The 18,158-nt window shown below is 61.6% G+C and carries 22 protein-coding genes; 18 read left to right on the top strand and 4 right to left on the bottom strand.

What is annotated here, in order from left to right; all coding sequences use genetic code 11:
• The 4 genes from ACXAEW_RS16255 to ACXAEW_RS16240 are packed head-to-tail and all read right to left on the bottom strand — an operon-like array spanning position 1 to position 3,133.
• Positions 1–645, bottom strand: coding sequence for a class I SAM-dependent methyltransferase (locus tag ACXAEW_RS16255; protein WP_474942319.1), 645 nt, complete (start codon positions 643–645; stop codon positions 1–3).
• Positions 642–1,454 (bottom strand): phosphonate ABC transporter, permease protein PhnE, encoded by an 813-nt coding sequence (gene phnE / locus ACXAEW_RS16250; protein WP_474942318.1) that lies wholly within the window; start codon positions 1,452–1,454, stop codon positions 642–644. The genes ACXAEW_RS16255 and phnE overlap by 4 nt, the downstream gene beginning before the upstream one ends.
• Entirely contained in the window at positions 1,447–2,271 is an 825-nt protein-coding gene (locus ACXAEW_RS16245; protein WP_474942317.1) for a phosphonate ABC transporter ATP-binding protein, read from the bottom strand. The genes phnE and ACXAEW_RS16245 overlap by 8 nt, the downstream gene beginning before the upstream one ends.
• Positions 2,264–3,133, bottom strand: coding sequence for a PhnD/SsuA/transferrin family substrate-binding protein (locus tag ACXAEW_RS16240; RefSeq protein WP_474942316.1), 870 nt, complete (start codon positions 3,131–3,133; stop codon positions 2,264–2,266). The genes ACXAEW_RS16245 and ACXAEW_RS16240 overlap by 8 nt, the downstream gene beginning before the upstream one ends.
• Before the next feature lie 292 nt (positions 3,134–3,425).
• On the opposite strand from ACXAEW_RS16240, the gene ACXAEW_RS16235 reads away from it, so the two are divergent.
• From ACXAEW_RS16235 to ACXAEW_RS16150, 18 genes are all read left to right on the top strand, one after another.
• Entirely contained in the window at positions 3,426–3,773 is a 348-nt protein-coding gene (locus ACXAEW_RS16235) for a recombinase (protein ID WP_474942315.1), read from the top strand.
• On the top strand, positions 3,766–5,052 hold the full coding sequence (locus ACXAEW_RS16230) for a DNA-packaging protein (protein WP_474943052.1): 1,287 nt from the start codon (positions 3,766–3,768) through the stop codon (positions 5,050–5,052). Before ACXAEW_RS16235 ends, ACXAEW_RS16230 begins: the two co-directional genes overlap by 8 nt.
• 203 nt (positions 5,053–5,255) lie before the next feature.
• Positions 5,256–6,467 (top strand): phage portal protein, encoded by a 1,212-nt coding sequence (locus ACXAEW_RS16225; protein ID WP_474942314.1) that lies wholly within the window; start codon positions 5,256–5,258, stop codon positions 6,465–6,467.
• A complete protein-coding gene (locus ACXAEW_RS16220; protein ID WP_474942313.1) occupies positions 6,460–6,675 on the top strand; it encodes a GTA head formation protein, RCAP_rcc01685 family in 216 nt (71 codons plus the stop codon). The genes ACXAEW_RS16225 and ACXAEW_RS16220 overlap by 8 nt, the downstream gene beginning before the upstream one ends.
• A gap of 23 nt (positions 6,676–6,698) precedes the next feature.
• Positions 6,699–7,259 carry an HK97 family phage prohead protease gene (locus ACXAEW_RS16215; protein WP_474942312.1) on the top strand — a complete coding sequence of 187 codons (561 nt, stop codon included), beginning with the start codon at positions 6,699–6,701 and terminating at the stop codon, positions 7,257–7,259.
• A 14-nt stretch (positions 7,260–7,273) separates the two neighbouring features.
• Entirely contained in the window at positions 7,274–8,434 is a 1,161-nt protein-coding gene (locus tag ACXAEW_RS16210) for a phage major capsid protein (protein ID WP_474942311.1), read from the top strand.
• A 171-nt stretch (positions 8,435–8,605) separates the two neighbouring features.
• A complete protein-coding gene (locus ACXAEW_RS16205) occupies positions 8,606–9,205 on the top strand; it encodes a head-tail connector protein (protein WP_474942310.1) in 600 nt (199 codons plus the stop codon).
• Positions 9,202–9,540, top strand: coding sequence for a head-tail adaptor protein (locus ACXAEW_RS16200; protein WP_474942309.1), 339 nt, complete (start codon positions 9,202–9,204; stop codon positions 9,538–9,540). The genes ACXAEW_RS16205 and ACXAEW_RS16200 overlap by 4 nt, the downstream gene beginning before the upstream one ends.
• Positions 9,537–9,956: a DUF3168 domain-containing protein gene (locus ACXAEW_RS16195; RefSeq protein ID WP_474942308.1), complete on the top strand. Its 420-nt coding sequence runs from the start codon at positions 9,537–9,539 to the stop codon at positions 9,954–9,956. The genes ACXAEW_RS16200 and ACXAEW_RS16195 overlap by 4 nt, the downstream gene beginning before the upstream one ends.
• 57 nt (positions 9,957–10,013) lie before the next feature.
• On the top strand, positions 10,014–10,427 hold the full coding sequence (locus ACXAEW_RS16190; protein ID WP_474942307.1) for a phage major tail protein, TP901-1 family: 414 nt from the start codon (positions 10,014–10,016) through the stop codon (positions 10,425–10,427).
• Positions 10,427–10,747, top strand: a complete 321-nt coding sequence (locus ACXAEW_RS16185; protein ID WP_474942306.1) for a gene transfer agent family protein — start codon at positions 10,427–10,429, stop codon at positions 10,745–10,747. The genes ACXAEW_RS16190 and ACXAEW_RS16185 overlap by 1 nt, the downstream gene beginning before the upstream one ends.
• Positions 10,744–10,974 carry a rcc01693 family protein gene (locus tag ACXAEW_RS16180; RefSeq protein ID WP_474942305.1) on the top strand — a complete coding sequence of 77 codons (231 nt, stop codon included), beginning with the start codon at positions 10,744–10,746 and terminating at the stop codon, positions 10,972–10,974. The genes ACXAEW_RS16185 and ACXAEW_RS16180 overlap by 4 nt, the downstream gene beginning before the upstream one ends.
• A 1-nt stretch (position 10,975) precedes the next feature.
• Positions 10,976–11,635 (top strand): phage tail tape measure protein, encoded by a 660-nt coding sequence (locus ACXAEW_RS16175; RefSeq protein ID WP_474942304.1) that lies wholly within the window; start codon positions 10,976–10,978, stop codon positions 11,633–11,635.
• A gap of 11 nt (positions 11,636–11,646) precedes the next feature.
• Positions 11,647–12,279, top strand: a complete 633-nt coding sequence (locus ACXAEW_RS16170) for a phage distal tail protein, Rcc01695 family (RefSeq protein ID WP_474942303.1) — start codon at positions 11,647–11,649, stop codon at positions 12,277–12,279.
• Positions 12,279–13,163 carry a DUF2163 domain-containing protein gene (locus ACXAEW_RS16165; protein WP_474942302.1) on the top strand — a complete coding sequence of 295 codons (885 nt, stop codon included), beginning with the start codon at positions 12,279–12,281 and terminating at the stop codon, positions 13,161–13,163. Before ACXAEW_RS16170 ends, ACXAEW_RS16165 begins: the two co-directional genes overlap by 1 nt.
• Positions 13,160–13,624: an NlpC/P60 family protein gene (locus ACXAEW_RS16160; protein ID WP_474942301.1), complete on the top strand. Its 465-nt coding sequence runs from the start codon at positions 13,160–13,162 to the stop codon at positions 13,622–13,624. The genes ACXAEW_RS16165 and ACXAEW_RS16160 overlap by 4 nt, the downstream gene beginning before the upstream one ends.
• 3 nt (positions 13,625–13,627) lie before the next feature.
• On the top strand, positions 13,628–17,542 hold the full coding sequence (locus ACXAEW_RS16155; protein WP_474942300.1) for a baseplate multidomain protein megatron: 3,915 nt from the start codon (positions 13,628–13,630) through the stop codon (positions 17,540–17,542).
• A complete protein-coding gene (locus tag ACXAEW_RS16150; RefSeq protein ID WP_474942299.1) occupies positions 17,539–18,129 on the top strand; it encodes a DUF7742 family protein in 591 nt (196 codons plus the stop codon). The genes ACXAEW_RS16155 and ACXAEW_RS16150 overlap by 4 nt, the downstream gene beginning before the upstream one ends.
• Positions 18,130–18,158: the final 29 nt, after the last annotated feature.

Genomic DNA, 18,158 nt, shown 5'->3' with positions numbered 1-18,158 from the left:
TCAAACGCGCTCCATCCGCAGGTGCCAGTGATAGGAACCGGGTGTCTCATGTTCCCGGTCTTCCAGCCATTGGACCTCGAATCCTGAAAACAACGCCAGAAGTTCCGCAGCCGTACAATAGTAATGTGGATGTTTCTTGTCAGAACTCTCGGTTTCAAACACCCAGGTGTTTCGGCTGATCTCGCGGCCCACTGCGTTTGCCTGTTCAAAGGGCAGGCGGCGTTTTGACAGCATCGTGCCCAGGAAGGTTCCGCCTGGTTTCATCACACGGCGAATCTCATTCAGGGTGCGCAGGAGGATCTGTTCATCCGCGTGGTAGATTACATTCCAGCTGAGCACATGATCAAAGCTGTGATCCTCAAACGGCAGCTTATGCATTCGCGCTTCTATGGCTTTGACGCCCCCGGCCTTCTGGATCTCTGCCAGACCACCTGGGGCGGCGTCTACGGCAATCACCTCAAACCCCTGATGGGCCAGCCACAGGGCATGACGCCCAACACCGGCTCCCAGATCAAGAATGCGCGCGCCCGCTGGCAGGGTTGCGGCCCAGGCCATCACGTCTTCTTCGGGAGTGAGCCATTTTGTGTCCACAGCATCGCTGGACCAATGGGCATTCCAATGCTGATCGGCAGTATCCGTTTTCATCGCTGCTCTCCGATAATGGTTTTGCGCGCCAAAGTGCTGAGCGCCTCGATTGCGATGACAACAACGGCGATCATCAGGATCACGGTCATCGCGGTGGGATAATCAAACAGGTCAAAGCCCACCTTCAGTTCGATCCCGATGCCACCCGCGCCCACAAGGCCTAGGATGGTCGATGACCGCACCGCCTTCTCCAACGCATAAAGCGCGGTTGAGACAAAGGCCGGGGCAGAAGCGGGCAGGGTGGCGCAGGCGGCTATGTCCAGACGCCGCGCGCCGGTGGCGGTCAGAGCTTCTGATGGACCTTTGTCCGTCGCTTCCATATCGTCTGCAAAGAAACGTCCGCAGAAGCCGATGGTGTCGATCATAATCGCCAAAGTGCCCGCAAAGGGGCCAAGCCCGACAGCCACCACAAAGACCAGCGCCCAGGCGATATCCGGAACCGCCCGAATAAAGCCGAGGATATTGCGCACGATCCCGTTAACCCACGGTCCGGCAATCAATCCGCGCGCCGCCAGAAGGGCCACGGGCAGGGACAGGATCACCCCAAGAACCGCTCCGGCAAATGCGATCTGCAGGGTTTCCACCATCTTCCAGCCCAGGCGTTCCAGCACCTTGGGCTCCAGATTGGGCGGGAAGGCGCGCGACATGAAATCGGCAAAGCGCGGCGGAGACGTCAGGACCTTTTCGATGGAGAAGCCTGCGCCGTGAAAGGACCAGACCAGAAGGGCTACGGCCAGCGCATAGCCCAGAAAAGCGATCGCAGAGGGACGTTCGAACCGCGCGGGCAGGGTGTGGGACCGGTCAGTCATAAAGGCCTCTCAGATCCGAGGAAGTGAGCGAGGCAGCCGTGGCATCCAGCGCCAGTCTTCCCCCTGCCAGACCGATCACGCGATCCCCATAATCCAGCGCGTGGTCAAGGTGATGCGAGGTAAAGATCACCGTCACGCCCTGGTTGCGTACCAGTTTGAAAAACAGCGCCATCACCTCTTCGCCCGCTGCGGGATCAAGTGAGGCACAGGGTTCATCTGCAATCAGCACCTGCGGCCCCGCCACCAGGGCGCGCGCAATGGCCACGCGCTGGGATTGCCCGCCCGAAAGTCGATCGGCGCGCCGATCTGCCAGATGGGCCAGTCCCACTTGATCCAGCGCCGTCAATGCGGCGCGCCGGGCTTGGGTGGGGGCAAAGCTCTGTGACCAGTACCGTGGGCCACTGTGGGCCCCAAGAAGGCCGTGAATGACATTGGACAAAACCGACAATCGCGGCACCAGATTGTGTTTCTGGGCCACCAGTCCGGTGCGACACCGCAACGCGCGCAGATCCGAAGGCCGCGCTCCGGTGATCCGGCGACCCAGAACGTCTACCGTTCCGGTGCTGGCCGGGATCAGCCCCAACAGACAGCGTAGCAAGGTGGATTTACCCGTGCCATTTGCACCAACCAGCGCAACAGATTCCCCGCGCAGCAAGCGGAAGTTTACATCTGCAAAGATCGGCGTCTCTCCAAACTGCTTGCCGAGACCGCGCACGGTCACATCGTGCAGTGCAAGCGTGCCCTTTGGGGAGATGGGAGGGAACTTCCCATCCGGCAGCACAGAGGCTGCCGGACGGTCTTGGACCAGATCAGTCACCGATGAAATCATCGAACTGCGGATAGCCAGCGGTGGTGTACATGGAGCGCACATAATCATAGGCGCTGTCCTCGATCGCGACGAGATCCATACCGATGTATTTATCGTTCTCCTCATGGGCGGTGATGCCGGCGATCACGGCGTCCTTGTTGTCCAGAATTGCGGTTTTCACCAGCTCCTGCGCCGCGGCTGGAACATGTGCGCCAACCATAATCATGTCATTGGGCAGGTCGCCTGAACGCGCGATGATCTTGAACGCGCCATAGGGCAGTTCGGTCTCTTTCGAGCGCAGGCCGACCCATGTTCCGGCATTCATTCCAATGGCGTCGATGTCCTTGGCTTTCAATGCTTCAAAGGCGATGTTGCGGCTGGTGTGTGTCTTGTCCAGATCATTCACCGGATCAACACCGTGATCGGCCAGCGCCTGCATCGGACATAGCATGTTGGAGGTGGACCCAATGTCGCCAAAGGCAACTTTCTTGCCTTTCAGATCCGCAGGCAGGTTGATGCCGCTGTCTGCCCGGACGATGATTGCACAGTGATAATCCGGACGTCCCAGACCGATCAGCGGTGTGGCGTTGGTCAGCTTGTTGATCACCACATATTCCGCTGGGCCGGACACCACGAAATCCACGGTTTCAGCGCGAAGCGCTTCGGCTGCTGCTGTGCGGGAGTTCACGGCAAAGAACTCGAAGGTGTCGCCGGTGGCTGTCTCCAGCGCGTCCTTGAACGGGCCCCATTCCAGTTGCAGACGCTCCATACCTTCCACGTCAGTTACGGCCAGCTTCCAGGTCTCAGCCGCCGCACCAAAAGCGGACGCTGCCGCCAGGCCAAGGCCCAGCACTACAGATTTCAGGGTCATCGGTTTTCTCCAGATGAAGTCAGGGTGAAATTCATGCGAATGAATTTCAGTCCTTCGTGACGCTTGCGTAAACGGGCCTTTAAGGTTTTGTGAATTGCCTGTGGGGCGTTGCGCAGATTGCGGTCGCGGGCTTTACACATTATTCACTGTGAATGCTTCCCATCCTACTGAAAATATTGACTTTTGCATCGTTCTGGGATAGGCTGATCCAGCAGCGGCCATACTCTTTTGGGGTATGATGGACGGGTCATCCAGGCGTTTAGATGCGCCAGAATTGGACCCTGAATCTCTCATGAAACATCCTCCTGAAACGCTGATTGGTAAAACAGCTGACCTCCTGCGCTCGCTTCACGACTCCATTTTGAGTTTGCGAAACGAGGCCGAAACCCTGCGCGAACAGCTTCGTGCCGAGGACGGGATGAACCCCGAAACGGCCGGGGTCAAACCTCAGATCAACAAGCTCGAAACTCTGATCCGCGATTGCCAAAAGGTGGAGAAAACCCTTGTCGACCAAAGCACCCTCATCAGTGACGCCAGCAGCCAATCTCCCGCCTATGATTTCGAAGCGGTTCGGGCCGAGATCGACAGCCGACTGGCTCGCCTGCGGGCCACTTCACCGGGCAGCGCGTTTCCTGAATGATCTGTCTGACCCAACCCTTGCCGCGCTGCCTTATGAGTTCTCTTTCTGGGCGATGCACCATCAGTTTCCCCCGGATGGGGACTGGCGTGCCTGGGTGATCCTGGGCGGGCGTGGAGCCGGTAAAACCCGCGCCGGTGCTGAATGGGTTCGGGTCCAGGTTGAAGGGGCCACAGCGCTTGCACCGGGGCGCGCAGCGCGGGTGGCGTTGGTTGGGGAAACCTATGATCAGGTGCGCGATGTGATGATCCGGGGCGACAGCGGCATTCTGGCCTGTTCGCCCCCCGACCGCCGCCCGGTCTGGAAAGCCTCCGAACGGCGTCTGGTCTGGCCTAACGGCGCCGAGGCTCAGGCATTTTCCGCCCATGACCCCGAGGCCCTGCGCGGACCGCAGTTTGACGCCGCCTGGGCGGACGAACTGGCCAAGTGGAAACGTGGGGATGCCACCTGGGACATGTTGCAATTTGCCCTGCGCCTTGGGGAGAAGCCGCAGGTCTGTGTGACCACCACGCCGCGCAATGTGGAGATCCTGCGCCAGCTTCTGCAAAGCCCCTCGACTGTGACCACCCGCGCGCCCACCTCTGCCAATGCGGCCAACCTCGCGCCGTCCTTTCTGGCTGAGGTCGAGGCCCGCTATGGCGGCACGCGCCTTGGTCAGCAGGAACTGGAGGGGGCGTTGCTGGGCGAAGCTGACGGTGCTCTGTGGCGGTCGGCCCAGCTGATCGCGGCGCAGGTGAAATGTCCGCCGCCCCTCAGCCGGGTGGTTGTCGCGGTGGACCCCGCGGTATCCCATCACGACAGGTCTGACGCCTGTGGCATTCTTGTGGTGGGCGCCGTCACCGAAGGCCCGCCCAAGGATTGGCGTGGCTATGTTCTGGCCGACCACACCGTCACCGGAGCCAGCCCGTTGGAATGGGCCACCGCAGCCGTTTGCGCCTATGAGACGCATAACGCAGACCGCATCATCGCCGAGGTCAACCAGGGCGGTGCGCTGGTGGAAACGGTGCTGCGCCAGGTCGATGACCTTGTGCCCTTTAAACCCCGTCACGCACGCAAGGGAAAATCTGCCCGTGCCGAACCGGTGGCGGCGCTTTATGAGCAGGGCAAGGTGCGCCATCTGCCGGGCCTATCCGCACTGGAAGACCAGATGTGCCAGATGACTCCGCAGGGCTATCAGGGGCAGGGATCTCCGGATCGGCTGGATGCGCTGGTCTGGGCGCTGACAGAGCTGATGATTGACCCGGCACAATCCATCGCCATGCCGCGCGCGCGGGTGCTCTGATCACGCCCAAATGGCCAAATGCAACACCGGAAACGGCCCCTGATTTGGGGTCGTTTCTTTTTTAAACAGTGGCTTAGGTAAGATGGTTAACCAAGTGTTGCGCCCACGGCGCACGCCCCGGCATCACCTTGTTAGGACCGCTCGGGCAATCTGTTTCCCACGCTTCAACACCACCCCGTCACCCGCCCTAAAGGAGCCCGCCCATGCTGTTTGACCGCCTGCGCCGACCCCCAGCTGCCGCGCCGGAACCCGCCTCCCGGACCGCACCGGTGGAGACCAAGGCCAGCGCCGCTGCGCGGCTGGTGAATCTTGCGGCCAGCACTCAGGCAGCCTGGAGCCCACGCGACACGGCGACGCTGACGCGCTCTGGCTTTGCGGCCAATCCTGTTGGCTTCCGTGCCGTCCGCCTGATCTCCGAAGCCGCAGCCGCACTGCCGCTGACCCTTCAGGATGTCGGCCGTCGCTATGAAAGCCACCCGCTGTTGTCCCTGATCGCCCGGCCCAATGCCGCACAGGGGCGGGCGGAATTTCTGGAGGCGCTGTATGGGCATCTGCTCTTGTCGGGTAATGCTTATGTGGAAGCCGCAGGGGGAGAAGACCTGCCGGCAGAGCTCCATGTGTTGCGTTCTGACCGGGTGCGGGTGGTGCCTGGCAGCGATGGCTGGCCGGCGGCTTATGAATATACCGTTGGCGGACGCAAACACCGGTTTTCCGCGACCAATGGGACACTCAGCCCCATCTGTCACATCCGCAATTTCCATCCGCAGGACGACCACTATGGGTTTTCTCCCCTTCAGGCGGCCGCCATGGCGGTGGATGTGCATAATTCCGCCTCGCGCTGGTCGAAATCGCTGCTCGACAACGCCGCACGCCCATCCGGGGCGCTGGTCTGGAACGGAACGGACGCCCTTGGCACGCTGAGCGAAGAACAATTCCGCCGCCTGTCCGATGAGATCGCCGAGAGCTTCCAGGGCGCGCGAAATGCCGGTCGGCCCATGGTGCTGGAAGGGGGGCTGGATTGGAAACCCATGGGGTTCTCCCCCTCGGATATGGAGTTTCAGCAGACCAAGGACTCTGCCGCCCGTGAAATTGCGCTCGCCTTTGGGGTTCCGCCGATGCTGATCGGTATCAAGGGCGATGCGACCTATGCTAACTATCAGGAGGCCAACCGGGCGTTTTACCGCCTGACGGTGCTGCCCCTGGCGGCGCGCGTAACGGCGGATCTGTCGGATTGGCTGTCCCGCTATCTGGGCACGCCCCTGACGCTTGCACCCGATCTGGATCAGGTGCCGGCCCTGGCCGCAGAACGTGAGGCGCAATGGCGGCGCGTGGCGTCGGCGGATTTCCTGACCGAAGCAGAAAAGCGCAGCCTCTTGGGCCTGCCGCCAAAAATGCAGGAGCAGGCAGATGGCTGATGGTCCGTTTCCCTTTGACTGCTCTCCGGGGCTGCGGCTGTCCGCCCATGAACGGATCCATCAGATCCAGCAGGAGGCGTTGAACAAGCGCCTCGACCGGATCGAGATGATGATGGAACGGTTGGAAAAACGCCTGTGGCTCACGGTTTATGGTGTTGCAGCCGTGATCCTGGCCCAAGCCTTCCAGTCCTTCTTAATCACACCTTAACAGTTTCTTAACGGGAGAAGCTCATGCAGATTGCCCCGCAGTTGGAAATGAAATTTGCGCCCAATCCGGACCCTATTGTCCTCTCTGACGGAGCGCGTATCGAAGGCTATGCCTCCCGGTTCAAAGAGGTCGACCAAGGCGGCGATCAGGTTATGCCCGGCGCCTATCGCGCGGCTTTGGAGCGACTGGCAGCGCAGGGGCGTCGTGTCAAAATGCTGTGGCAGCACGATCCGGCACAGCCCATTGGCGTCTGGGATGACCTGCGGGAGGACGCAACCGGGCTTTATGTCTCGGGCCGGATCCTGACCGAGACGCGCCAGGGCGGGGAAGCGGCCGCGCTGATTGCCGCCGGGGCCATCGACGGGCTGTCGATCGGCTACCGCACCACCAAAAGCGCGCGCAGTGAAACCGGTGGGCGCCAGTTGCTGGAGCTTGATCTGTGGGAAGTGTCATTGGTCACCTTTCCCATGTTGCCCACCGCCCGTGTGACCCCGGCCCAGAAATCCGAACGGACCGAGGATCTGCACGCGCTGGCCCAGGTGCTGCGCCAGGCCACCGACCTTCTGAAACGCGAAACCATCTGAGGGAGACATGCTCCATGAGCCGCGAGACACCCCAAGACCTGCATCAGGCGCTGGAAGGGTTTGTAAATCAAATCAGCCAGTTGCACTGCGACGTGAAGACCAAACTGCAACAACAAGATGAGCGTATGACCATGTTGGACCGATCCACTCGCCAAACTGCTTCCCAATCAGCGCGCCCGCATCTGGCCACCGCCTGCGATGTCGAAGCGCCGCATCAAAAGGCCTTTGATACCTATCTGCGGACCGGCGATGACGCGCCGCTGCGCGGTTTGGAATTTGACACCAAGGCGCTGTCGACCGCCGTCAATACCGATGGCGGCTATCTGGTGGATCCGGTGACCTCTGAAAGCGTGAATGCGGTTCTGGCGTCCTCGGCCTCCATCCGCTCGATTGCGTCGGTGGTCCATGTGGAGGCGACCTCCTATGACGTTCTGGTGGACCACGCCGAACTGGGGTCTGGCTGGGCGTCCGAAACCTCATCAACCAGTGAGACCACAACCGGCACCATCGAACGGATCGCCATCCCGCTGCACGAGTTGTCGGCGCTGCCCAAGGTCTCTCAAAGGCTGCTGGATGACACCGCGTTTGAGATCGAGGGCTGGCTGGCCGGCCGTATTGCCACCACCTTTGCTCGTGCCGAGGCCGAGGCCTTTGTAAATGGGGATGGTATCGACAAGCCCACGGGGTTCCTGACCCATCCGGTCACCGAAAATGACAACTGGAGCTGGGGGAACCTAGGCTATGTTGTGACCGGGACCGATGGCTCTTTGGACAGCGGCGATCCGATCATTGATCTGGTCTATGCGCTGGGGGCGGAATATCGCGCCAATGGGGCCTTTGTGATGAATTCGAAAACCGCAGGACAGGTGCGCAAACTGAAGGACGGCGACGGACGCTTTTTGTGGAGCGATGGTCTGGCGGCGGGCGAACCGGCCATGCTGCTGGGCTATCCGGTGCTGATTGCCGAAGACATGCCCGATGTGGGGTCCAACAGCTATTCCATCGCATTTGGTGACTTTGCCAGCGGCTACACCATCGCCGAACGCCCGGATCTGCGTGTTTTGCGCGACCCGTTCAGCGCCAAACCTCATGTGCTGTTCTATGCCACCAAACGCGTGGGCGGAGACGTAAGTGACTTTGCCGCGATCAAACTGTTGAAATTCGGCACCTCGTAATCCGACTCCGAGGTCCGAATGACGGGGGCGGCAGCCCGCTTCCGTCGGTCGGCGTGCCTCATTTTTCTTGCTGGGCCCCGCTGCACCCAAACCGTCCAGGCCCTGTAACCGACGCACGCCGACCTAAACCCCACCCCGAAACGCCAACGCCCGCCTGCGGAGATGAACGCGATGATCGTGACAGAACGCACCACAATTCCCGACGCGGCCCTGCCGCTGGATGCCTTCAAAGCCCATTTGCGGCTGGGACGCGGTTTTGGCACCGAACATTTGCAGGATGCGCTGCTTTTGGGTTTTCTGCGCGCCAGCCTTGCGGCCATTGAAACCCGTACCGGTAAGGTGCTGATAACGCGTGAATACTCCTTTGCGTTGACCCGCTGGCGCGACCCGTCCGGCGAAGCGCTGCCGCTGCTGCCGGTGACCACAATCGACGCGGTTATCCTTGTGGACGCCACCGGAGCCGAGACCAGCCTGCCAACCACCAGCTATTATCTTGAACCAGAGGCCCAATCAGCTGTTCTGCGCCCTGCGGGCTCCTGCCTGCCTGCTGTGCCTGCGCGGGGCCATGTGCGGATCGACTTCACCGCCGGCCTTGCCCGCACGTTTGATGATTTGCCCGCGGATCTGGCGCAGGCGGTGATGCTGCTGGCCGCGCATTACTATGAACATCGCGAAGACACCGATTTGCACCGCGGCTGTATGCCCTTTGGCGTCACCAGCCTGATCGAACGTCACCGCGTCCTGCGTCTTGCACTGGGAGGTCGGCCATGAACCAGGTCAAACTGAACCGCCTGATGACCCTTGTCTCTGCTGTGCGTACGCCGGATGGCGCGGGCGGCTATAGCGAAGTCGAAACCACCCAGGGTGAGCTGTGGGCGGAGCTGCGCGCGCTGACCGGGCGCAATGCAGCGCAAAACGGCGCGGCCCTGTCTTTGCAACGCTATCGGATCACCGTGCGCGCCGCGCCCGAAGGCAGCCCGGACCGACCACGCCCAGATCAATATCTGGTCGAAGGCAGCCGTCGTTTTCTGATCCATGCGGTGGCGGATGCAGACAGCGCAGGTCGCTATCTGACCTGTTTCGCAGTAGAGGAGGTGGCGTTGTGAGCTACGCACCCTCGGCTGCACTTCAGGTTGCGATTTATGATGCATTGCAATCGGATAGCGCGGTTTCTGCATCCGTTGGAAGCCACATATACGACGCGCTTCCCAGTGGAAGCCTGCCACCGCTTTATGTGGTGATCGGGACCGAAGAAGCCCGCGACCGATCCGACAAAACCTCCCGCGCCGCGCTGTTCCTTCTGACCGTTACGGTGATCAGCGACAGCGCCGGATTTGCCACGGCCAAACAGGTCGGCGGAGAGATCTGCGACGTGCTGTTGGAGGCACCAATGATCCTGTCCCGTGGCGCCGTTACGGGTCGTTGGTTTGACCGGGCGGTGGCGCGGACGCTGAAGTCTGGCGGCCGTGAGGTCACGCTCAGGTTCCGACTGCATGTAGATGACATGAGCACCACGCTTTAACATTCTGTTAACCAGTATCTTTTCGCCCGATGGGGCGCAGTGCCAAGGAGATGAGACATGACAGCCCAAAATGGCAAGGATCTTCTGATCAAGGTGGACATGACTGGCAGCGGGAGTTTTGAAACCCTCGCTGGTCTGCGCGCCTCCCGCATCAGCTTTAACGCCGAAACCGTTGATATCACAAGCCTTGAAAGCCAGGGCGGCTGGCGGGAGTTGCTGGCTGGCGCCGGGGTTCGCTCGGCCTCGATTTCCGGGTCGGGTGTGTTTCGCGATGCGGATACGGATGCGCGCGCCCGTCAGCTGTTCTTTGACGGGGAAGTGCCTGCATTCCAGGTGGTGATCCCGGATTTCGGCACCGTCCAAGGGGCCTTTCAGGTGACAGCACTTGAATATGCGGGTTCCCATAACGGTGAGGCAACCTATGAGCTGAGCCTGTCCAGCGCCGGCGCGCTAACCTTTGAGGCCGCGTGATGACGGGTGTCAATCCGCATCGGGGCGAGGTGTCGCTGACCATCGACGGCACAGTTTATGTGATGCGCCTGACCCTTGGTGCATTGGCTGAGCTGGAGGACAGCCTGACCTCTGGGAGCTTGATATCCTTGGTCCAGAGGTTTGAAAATAATACGTTTTCCGCACGAGACCTGATGGCTTTGCTGCTGGCCGGACTGAAAGGCGGCGGCCATGTGATCCCGGCGCAAAGCCTGGCGCAGGCGGACATTGAGGGCGGTCCGTTGGCCGCCACACGTGCAGCTGCTGAGCTGTTGGCGCGCAGCTTTGCAGGTCCGGCATGATCGGTCCCAGCGCGGATAGGGACCCTTTTGACTGGCCGGGGCTGATGCGTGCGGGGATTGCCGGTCTGGGCCTCAAACCGGATGAGTTCTGGGCGCTGACCCCGGCTGAGCTGCGCTTGCTTTTGGGACCAGCCGCGCCGCCCCCGATGGACCGCGATCGCCTGTCGGATTTGATGCGTGCCTTCCCGGACACGCCACCGGCCAAAGACCAGACCCAAGGAGAGTGAGATGGCCGTCGAAGACATAACTGCATTGGAACTGAGCGCCGAAGCGCTGGAACAATCCCTTGGAGGGGCGGCCCAGATGGCAGCGGCTTTTGATGGTGAAATGTCACGGGTTCGCGCAGCCTTTGCCGCCACGGGCGAAGATGCCAAAACTTTGGAACGCGGCTTGTCCCGCGGCCTCAGACGGGCGTTCGACGGGTTGGTGTTTGATGGTAAAAACCTCTCGGAAGCGCTTGAAACCGTTGCGCGTTCTGCAATCCGCACCACGTATAACGCGGCCCTGAAACCCGTGACCAGTCAGGCGGGCAATTTCCTGACCGAGGGGCTGACCGGGCTGATTGGCAACCTCTTGCCCTTTGCCGATGGGGCGGCCTTCAGCCAGGGGCGTGTGACGCCTTTCGCCCGTGGCGGCGTGGTCTCAAGCCCGACCCATTTCCCGATGCGCGGTGGTCTGGGGTTGATGGGCGAAGCCGGCCCCGAAGCGATCCTGCCGTTGGCGCGGGGGGCGGATGGGTCTCTTGGGGTGCGCAGCGCGGGAGGCGGTGCCGGACCCACTATCGTGATGAATATCCAAACCCCGAATGCCCAGAGCTTTGAACGCAGCCAGGGTCAGATCGCCGCCCAGATGTCGCGCGCGCTGAGCCGTGCAAACCGCAACCGCTAAGGAGCCCGATCATGAGCTTTCACGATGTCAGATTTCCAGCCTCGCTCAGCTTTGGATCCGTAGGCGGGCCGGAACGGCGCACCGATGTGGTGACGCTGGCCAATGGGTATGAGGAACGCAACACTCCCTGGGCCCATTCGCGCCGCCGCTATGACGCGGGTCTGGGTCTGCGTTCGCTTGAGGATATCGAGGCGCTGATTGCCTTTTTCGAGGCGCGCCAGGGCCAGGTTAACGGGTTCCGCTGGAAGGATTGGTCCGATTACAAATCCGCGCAGGCCTTGCAGGAGGTGCACTTTCGCGATCAGGTGATCGGCCATGGTGACGGGATCACCAGCAGCTTCCAACTGGTCAAACACTACAGGTCCGGCGACCACAGCTATGCCCGGCCGATCACCAAACCGGTTGTCGGCACAGTGCGCGTGGGCATCAATCAGGACGAACAGCGCGAGGGGGTGGATTACACGTTGGATGCCACCACCGGCATGGTCCGGTTTGTCTTTGCGCCGGAAGTCGGGGCCGAAATCGTTGCGGGCTTTGAATTTGACGTGCCGGTGCGGTTTGACACCGACCGTATCCAGACCAGCGTTGCCTCCTTTCAGGCAGGAGAGGCCCCCAACGTGCCGGTGGTGGAGGTACGTGTGTGATGGCAGTTCCAGATGAAATGCGCGCCCATCTGGCCAGCGGCAGCACCACGCTTTGCCGGGCTTGGGCGATTACCCGTCCGGACGGCGTACAGTTTGGGTTTACGGATCATGATTGTGATCTGGTGTTTGATGGTCTGACCTTTCGCGCCGATACAGGCTTGACCGCTCGCCAGCTTGAACAAGCGACGGGGTTGTCGGTGGACAATACCGAGGCTCTGGGTGCGCTGACGGCGGCAGCGGTGACCGATGCGGATATCGAAGCCGGGCGTTTTGACAACGCCGAGGTGCAAAGCTGGCTGGTCAACTGGGCTGATCCCGCAATACGCTGGTTGCAGTTTCGCGGCTTCATCGGCGAGATCTCGCGTGAGGATGGCCAGTTCCGGGCTGAGCTGCGCGGGTTGACGGATCGGTTGAACCAACCGCTTGGGCGGATCTATCAAAAACCCTGTACAGCCGTGCTGGGCGATCTGGCCTGCGGCTTTGATCTCAGTACGCCGGGTTATACCGCTGAAGCCACTGTGGTGGCTGTCCATGATCATCAGACCGTAACGCTGGAACCCTTGCCGGGGTTTGAGCCAAACTGGTTTTCACGCGGGGTTCTTCGGGTTCTTTCTGGTGCGGCAGACGGGCTGTGGGGTGCGATCAAACGCGATCTGAGCCGCAGTCAAACTCGCGAGATCACCCTGTGGGAACCCATACGCGCGCAGATCGTGCCCGGAGATCTGATCCGGCTGGAAGCGGGCTGTGATAAACGTTCGCAAACCTGCCAGTTCAAATTCAACAACCTTCTGAACTATCAGGGGTTCCCTGACATTCCGGGTGAAGACTGGATGATCGCCGTGCCGCGCCGTGAGCATGCCAATACCGGGGGGAGCCGTCGATGAACGTGGTCAGCGAAGCCCGCCGGTGGCTGGGAACGCCCTATGTGCATCAGGGGGCCACTTGTGGTGCGGGCTGTGATTGCCTGGGGTTGGTCCGAGGGGTTTACCGCGCGGTTCTGGGTGCCGAGCCAGAGGTCCCGCCGGCCTATTCCCGGGACTGGTCCGAACCGAAGGGAGAGGAACGCCTGTGGCAGGCTGCGTTGCGTCATCTGATGTCCAAACCCGTGGCGCAGGCCGCGCCCGGCGATGTGATCCTGTTCCGGATGCGCAGCGGCGCGGTTGCAAAACATCTGGGGATCCAGACAATCTGTGGCCGCGATGCCCGGTTTATTCACGCATATCAAGGGTATGGCGTGGTGGAATGCGCGCTGAGCGCGCCGTGGAAGCGCCGTATCGTGGCGCGGTTTGCCTTTCCGGATGTCGAGATCCGACAGCAGATCAAACAGCAGACCAGACAGGAGTGACAGATGGCGACGATCCTTCTTTCGGCGGCGGGCGCGGCCCTTGGGGGTGCTGCGGGTGGCACGGTTCTGGGGCTGTCAACGGCAGTGGTGGGCCGCGCGGTGGGTGCCACTTTGGGGCGCGCCATTGATGAACGTCTTTTGGGACGTGGGGCGGCCTCGGTTGAAACCGGCCGTGTCGACCGTTTCAGGCTGAGCGAGGCCGTCGAAGGCGCGCCGGTGGCGCAGGTGCACGGGCGGATGCGCGTGGGCGGTCAGGTCATCTGGGCCTCGGATTTTCTGGAGACCAGCTCTACTTCGGGCGGAGGCAGCGGCAAAGGCGCGCCGAAACAGCCCACAGTGACCCAGTACAGCTACAGTGTGTCCTTGGCGGTGGCGCTCTGTGAAGGTGAGGTTCTGGACATTCCGCGTGTCTGGGCCGATGGCGAAGAGGTTGCGCCCAGGGATCTGAATATGCGCTGGTATCCGGGCAGCACCGACCAGCAGCCCGACCCGCTGATGGAGGCGGTGGAGGGCGCAGGCCAGGTGCCGGCCTATCGCGGCACGGCTTATGTGGTGATCGAGGATCTCCAACTGGACCGTTTTGGCAATCGGGTGCCGCAGTTCTCCTTTGAGGTGGTGCGCGCGGCCCAGCCCGGCAGCCCGGCGTTTGACATGGATCTGCCGCAGCTGGTGCAGGGGGTCGCACTGGTTCCGGGGACCGGTGAATATGCGTTGGCGACCTCTCCGGTGTGGCTGCAGCATTCGGCGGGACAAAACACCGCCGTGAACAGCCATTCCCACAGCGGGGAAACGGATCTGGTGACCTCTATTGCGACATTGGAAAATGAACTGCCGCGTTGTCAGGCGGTCTCGCTGGTGGTGAGCTGGTTCGGCGGTGATCTGCGGTGCGGCACGTGCCAGCTGCAGCCGAAGGTGGAACAAAATGAGGTCGACGGCTCTATGCCCTGGGCTGTTTCGGGGCTGTCGCGCGCCAATGCTCCGGTGATTGCGCAGGACGGAGGCCGTCCAATCTATGGCGGAACCCCTGCCGATGCTGCGGTGGTCGAGGCGATCCGGCATTTGAACGGGCAGGGCAAAGCGGTGATGTTCTACCCGTTTATCCTGATGGATCAGCAGGTTGGGAATGAACTTCCGGATCCCTGGAGTGAGGCCGAAACACAGGCGCATCTGCCCTGGCGCGGGCGCATTACCCTGTCCGTGGCCCCGGGACGCGCAGGATCGCCCGACCAAACCGCGACAGCCGATGCCGAGGTTGCGGCCTTTGTCGGAACCGTGCGGGCCAGCGATTTCACCATCGGCGACGGGGCGGTGACCTACACCGGACCCGTGGAATGGAGTTTCAGCCGGTTCATTCTCCATTACGCCGCGCTCTGCGCAGCAGCGGGTGGGGTGGACAGCTTCTGCATTGGCTCCGAACTGCGGGCTTTGACCCAGATCCGGGGCGCAGAGGGCTTTCCCTTTGTTGCGGCCTTGCAGGATCTTGTGGGGGAGGTGCGCACCCTGTTGGGGGCGGATGTCAAACTGGGCTATGCGGCGGATTGGAGCGAATACTGGGGATACCAAAGTCCGGAGGGCGACCGGTATTTCCACCTTGATCCGCTGTGGGCCGCCCCAGAGATCGACTTTATCGGGATCGACAATTACATGCCCCTGTCGGATTGGCGCGAGGGGCAGGATCATCTGGATGCGCAATCCGGCGTGCCGGCGATCTATGATCTTGATTACCTGCGAAAAAATGTGGCCGGCGGCGAAGGCTATGACTGGTTCTACCATTCAGATGAGGCCGAAGCGGCCCAAATCCGGACCCCGATTACCGATGGGGCCTATGATGAACCCTGGGTCTGGCGGTACAAGGACATTCGCGGCTGGTGGGAAAACACCCATCACAACCGCATTGGCGGGGTGCGTCAGGCCACGGCGACGGACTGGCTGCCGGGGTCAAAACCGATCTGGTTCACGGAGCTTGGCTGTGCGGCCATCGACAAGGGCACCAACCAGCCAAACAAGTTTCTGGATCCCAAAAGTTCAGAAAGCCAGCTGCCGAAATTCTCAAACGGGCAGCGCGATGATCTGATCCAGATCCAGTATCTGCGGGCAATGTACGGGTTTTGGCAGGAGGCTGAGAACAATCCCGTCTCACCCATCTATGGGGACCGGATGCTGGACCTGTCGCGCGGCTTTGTCTGGGCCTGGGATGCGCGGCCGTTTCCGGTGTTTCCCAATGCGGTGGATGTCTGGAGCGACGGTGAAAACTACGCCCGGGGCCATTGGTTGAACGGGCGTATTGGGCAACGTCCTTTGGCCGAAGTGGTCGAAGAGATCTGCGCGGACTCCGGTGTTACCGATCTGGACGTTGAGCGGCTTTACGGGGTGGTGCGCGGCTTTGGGATACGGGATCTGGGGCCTGCGCGTGCGGCGTTGCAACCCTTGATGTTGCGGCACGGGTTTGATGCCATCGAACGCGACGGAGTTTTGCAATTCCGCTTGCGCGACGGACGAAATGCAGAACCTGTTTTGCAGGATCAGATGGCCCTGGGCGAAAACGGAACTCCCGTTCGGGCTGACACCCGCGATGGCGCCGCAGAGCTGACGGGCCGTGTGCGCCTGCGTTTTGCCGAATGGGGCGGCGATCACGCGCTTCTCTCCGAGGAGGCCGTTTTACCGGATGAAACCACCCAGGCGGTCAGTCAGAATGAGCTGCCCTTGGCGCTGACACGGGCCGAAGCCCGTCAGACCGTGGAGCGTTGGCTGGCCGAGGCCCGGGTGGCCCGTGATGCGGTCACCCTCAGCCTGCCGCCGTCGCTATTGCATCTTGGGGCCGGGGATGTGGTGGATTTGGGCGGCGATAGCCCCGGGCTCTACCGGATTGACCGGGTTGCGATCGGGTCGTCTCAGGAGGTTGAAGCGGTGCGTATTGCACCCGAAGTCTATGCGCCGGCTCAGGTTGCCGAGGATCTGCCCGGTCTCAACCGCTTTCCGCCTCCGGTGCCTGTTCTGCCGATGTTTCTGGACCTGCCCTTGTTGCGCGGAGACGAGGTCCCCCATGCGCCGCATCTGGCGGTCACAGCCACGCCCTGGCCAGGATCTGTTGCCGTTTATGGCGCGGCTCAGGACAGTGATTACGCCCTGCAGGAGGTATTGGCAGCGGCCGCAACCGTTGGCGAAACCGAGAGCATCCTGCCGGCAGCGCGGCCCGGACGTTGGGATCTGGGACCGGCGTTGCAGGTGAAACTCTACTCCGGAAGCCTCCAGAGCATTTCCTCTGAGGCGGTTCTGGGCGGCGGAAATGTGCTGGCCATTGGGGATGGCACGCCCGGCGGCTGGGAGATTTTGCAGTTTGGTGAGGCTGAGCTGATCGCGCCGCAGACCTATTTGTTGCGGGGGCGCCTGCGGGGGCAGGCCGGTACAGAGGGTGAGATGTTGCCGGAATGGCCGACAGGTACCCGGGTGGTCCTGCTGAACGGGGTGCCACAGCAGATCGACCTGTCACCGGATCAGCGCAATGTGGCGCGTCACTACCGGATTGGCGCGGCGCGGCGGGGGTATGAGGATCCCTCTTATGTGCATCGGGTGGAGGCGTTCTGGGGGGTGGGCCTGCGCCCTCTGGCGCCGGTGCATCTGCGTCAACAGGGAGATCTTGGGGGGGCGATGGCGTTTAACTGGATCCGGCGCACCCGGATTGGGGGAGATGACTGGGATCTTCCAGAGGTTCCTCTGGCGGAAGAGCGCGAGGCCTATCGGGTGCGCATTCTGCGGGGCACAGAGATCCTGCGGGAAGAGGAGGTCACGTCGCCTAGCTGGTCCTACGGCGCGGTGGCGCAGAGCTCGGATGGGGTCCAGGCAGGGGATGTGATCGAAGTGGCGCAAATCTCGGCGCTTTGGGGGGCTGGCGCTCCGCTACGTGTGGTCCTTTCATGAAGCCGCGGTGTCCGATCCTGCCCGGCGACATCAGCGCGGTGGCGCGGGCGTTGCTGGCCGTGAAAGAGGAACAGAGAGCCGCGCTTTGTGAGGTGATTTTTGCAGGCGCAGCAGAGGCCTGTCGGTATGTGGATCAAAACAGGAGGCTGCATTCAACCTGGGGTGATGGAACGCTTAATTCTGCCGCGCGCCGATATGCTCTGGCGGAAGAGCCCAGTTATGATGAGCTTGCCTATCTGGACGCCACGCGTCTTGTTCTTGCCTGTCTTGCCGCTGCTTTGAGACGGGGGCCAGAGCCCATGGAAGTGCGTTCTTCAACGACGGCCTTCTTAAACGACGGAACGTCTCCCGCCTACAGACGTAGCAGCGAAGCTGCCCCGCCTGAGGTTGGGCCAAGCGTGGCGCGTGCTTCGCACGCGCCACGCCGGTCGCTTTGGGCGCAGCCCAAAGCGAAACACCTCTTTCAGGCGGATTTTACAAACCCGACACCGTGGTGTTTTTGGGAAAAAAGCACAGATGACATATCAAAATGTGAAATAGATCGCTTCACGGGATTGCGTTTGTTACTATGGAGGCTAGACCGCTAGGATCAGCGCATCAGTCAGGAGAGCAAGTC

This window comes from Epibacterium sp. ABZ3_068 (assembly GCF_056159265.1).
Note: the sequence above shows the minus strand (reverse complement) of the source record. Positions and strands in the feature narration are given on the sequence as shown.

Excerpts from the sequence above, each read along its gene's own strand:
- ACXAEW_RS16215 (WP_474942312.1), top strand. The coding sequence starts at position 6,699 with ATGCAGATTGCCCCGCAGTTGGAAATGAAATTTGCGCCCAATCCGGAC.
- ACXAEW_RS16170 (WP_474942303.1), top strand. The coding sequence starts at position 11,647 with ATGAGCTTTCACGATGTCAGATTTCCAGCCTCGCTCAGCTTTGGATCC.
- ACXAEW_RS16200 (WP_474942309.1), top strand. The coding sequence starts at position 9,202 with ATGAACCAGGTCAAACTGAACCGCCTGATGACCCTTGTCTCTGCTGTG.
- ACXAEW_RS16225 (WP_474942314.1), top strand. The coding sequence starts at position 5,256 with ATGCTGTTTGACCGCCTGCGCCGACCCCCAGCTGCCGCGCCGGAACCC.
- ACXAEW_RS16255 (WP_474942319.1), bottom strand. The coding sequence starts at position 645 with ATGAAAACGGATACTGCCGATCAGCATTGGAATGCCCATTGGTCCAGC.
- ACXAEW_RS16205 (WP_474942310.1), top strand. The coding sequence starts at position 8,606 with ATGATCGTGACAGAACGCACCACAATTCCCGACGCGGCCCTGCCGCTG.
- ACXAEW_RS16155 (WP_474942300.1), top strand. The coding sequence starts at position 13,628 with ATGGCGACGATCCTTCTTTCGGCGGCGGGCGCGGCCCTTGGGGGTGCT.
- ACXAEW_RS16160 (WP_474942301.1), top strand. The coding sequence starts at position 13,160 with ATGAACGTGGTCAGCGAAGCCCGCCGGTGGCTGGGAACGCCCTATGTG.
- ACXAEW_RS16240 (WP_474942316.1), bottom strand. The coding sequence starts at position 3,133 with ATGACCCTGAAATCTGTAGTGCTGGGCCTTGGCCTGGCGGCAGCGTCC.
- ACXAEW_RS16180 (WP_474942305.1), top strand. The coding sequence starts at position 10,744 with ATGATCGGTCCCAGCGCGGATAGGGACCCTTTTGACTGGCCGGGGCTG.
- ACXAEW_RS16210 (WP_474942311.1), top strand. The coding sequence starts at position 7,274 with ATGAGCCGCGAGACACCCCAAGACCTGCATCAGGCGCTGGAAGGGTTT.
- ACXAEW_RS16165 (WP_474942302.1), top strand. The coding sequence starts at position 12,279 with ATGGCAGTTCCAGATGAAATGCGCGCCCATCTGGCCAGCGGCAGCACC.
- phnE (WP_474942318.1), bottom strand. The coding sequence starts at position 1,454 with ATGACTGACCGGTCCCACACCCTGCCCGCGCGGTTCGAACGTCCCTCT.
- ACXAEW_RS16175 (WP_474942304.1), top strand. The coding sequence starts at position 10,976 with ATGGCCGTCGAAGACATAACTGCATTGGAACTGAGCGCCGAAGCGCTG.
- ACXAEW_RS16220 (WP_474942313.1), top strand. The coding sequence starts at position 6,460 with ATGGCTGATGGTCCGTTTCCCTTTGACTGCTCTCCGGGGCTGCGGCTG.
- ACXAEW_RS16190 (WP_474942307.1), top strand. The coding sequence starts at position 10,014 with ATGACAGCCCAAAATGGCAAGGATCTTCTGATCAAGGTGGACATGACT.
- ACXAEW_RS16150 (WP_474942299.1), top strand. The coding sequence starts at position 17,539 with ATGAAGCCGCGGTGTCCGATCCTGCCCGGCGACATCAGCGCGGTGGCG.
- ACXAEW_RS16185 (WP_474942306.1), top strand. The coding sequence starts at position 10,427 with ATGACGGGTGTCAATCCGCATCGGGGCGAGGTGTCGCTGACCATCGAC.
- ACXAEW_RS16235 (WP_474942315.1), top strand. The coding sequence starts at position 3,426 with ATGAAACATCCTCCTGAAACGCTGATTGGTAAAACAGCTGACCTCCTG.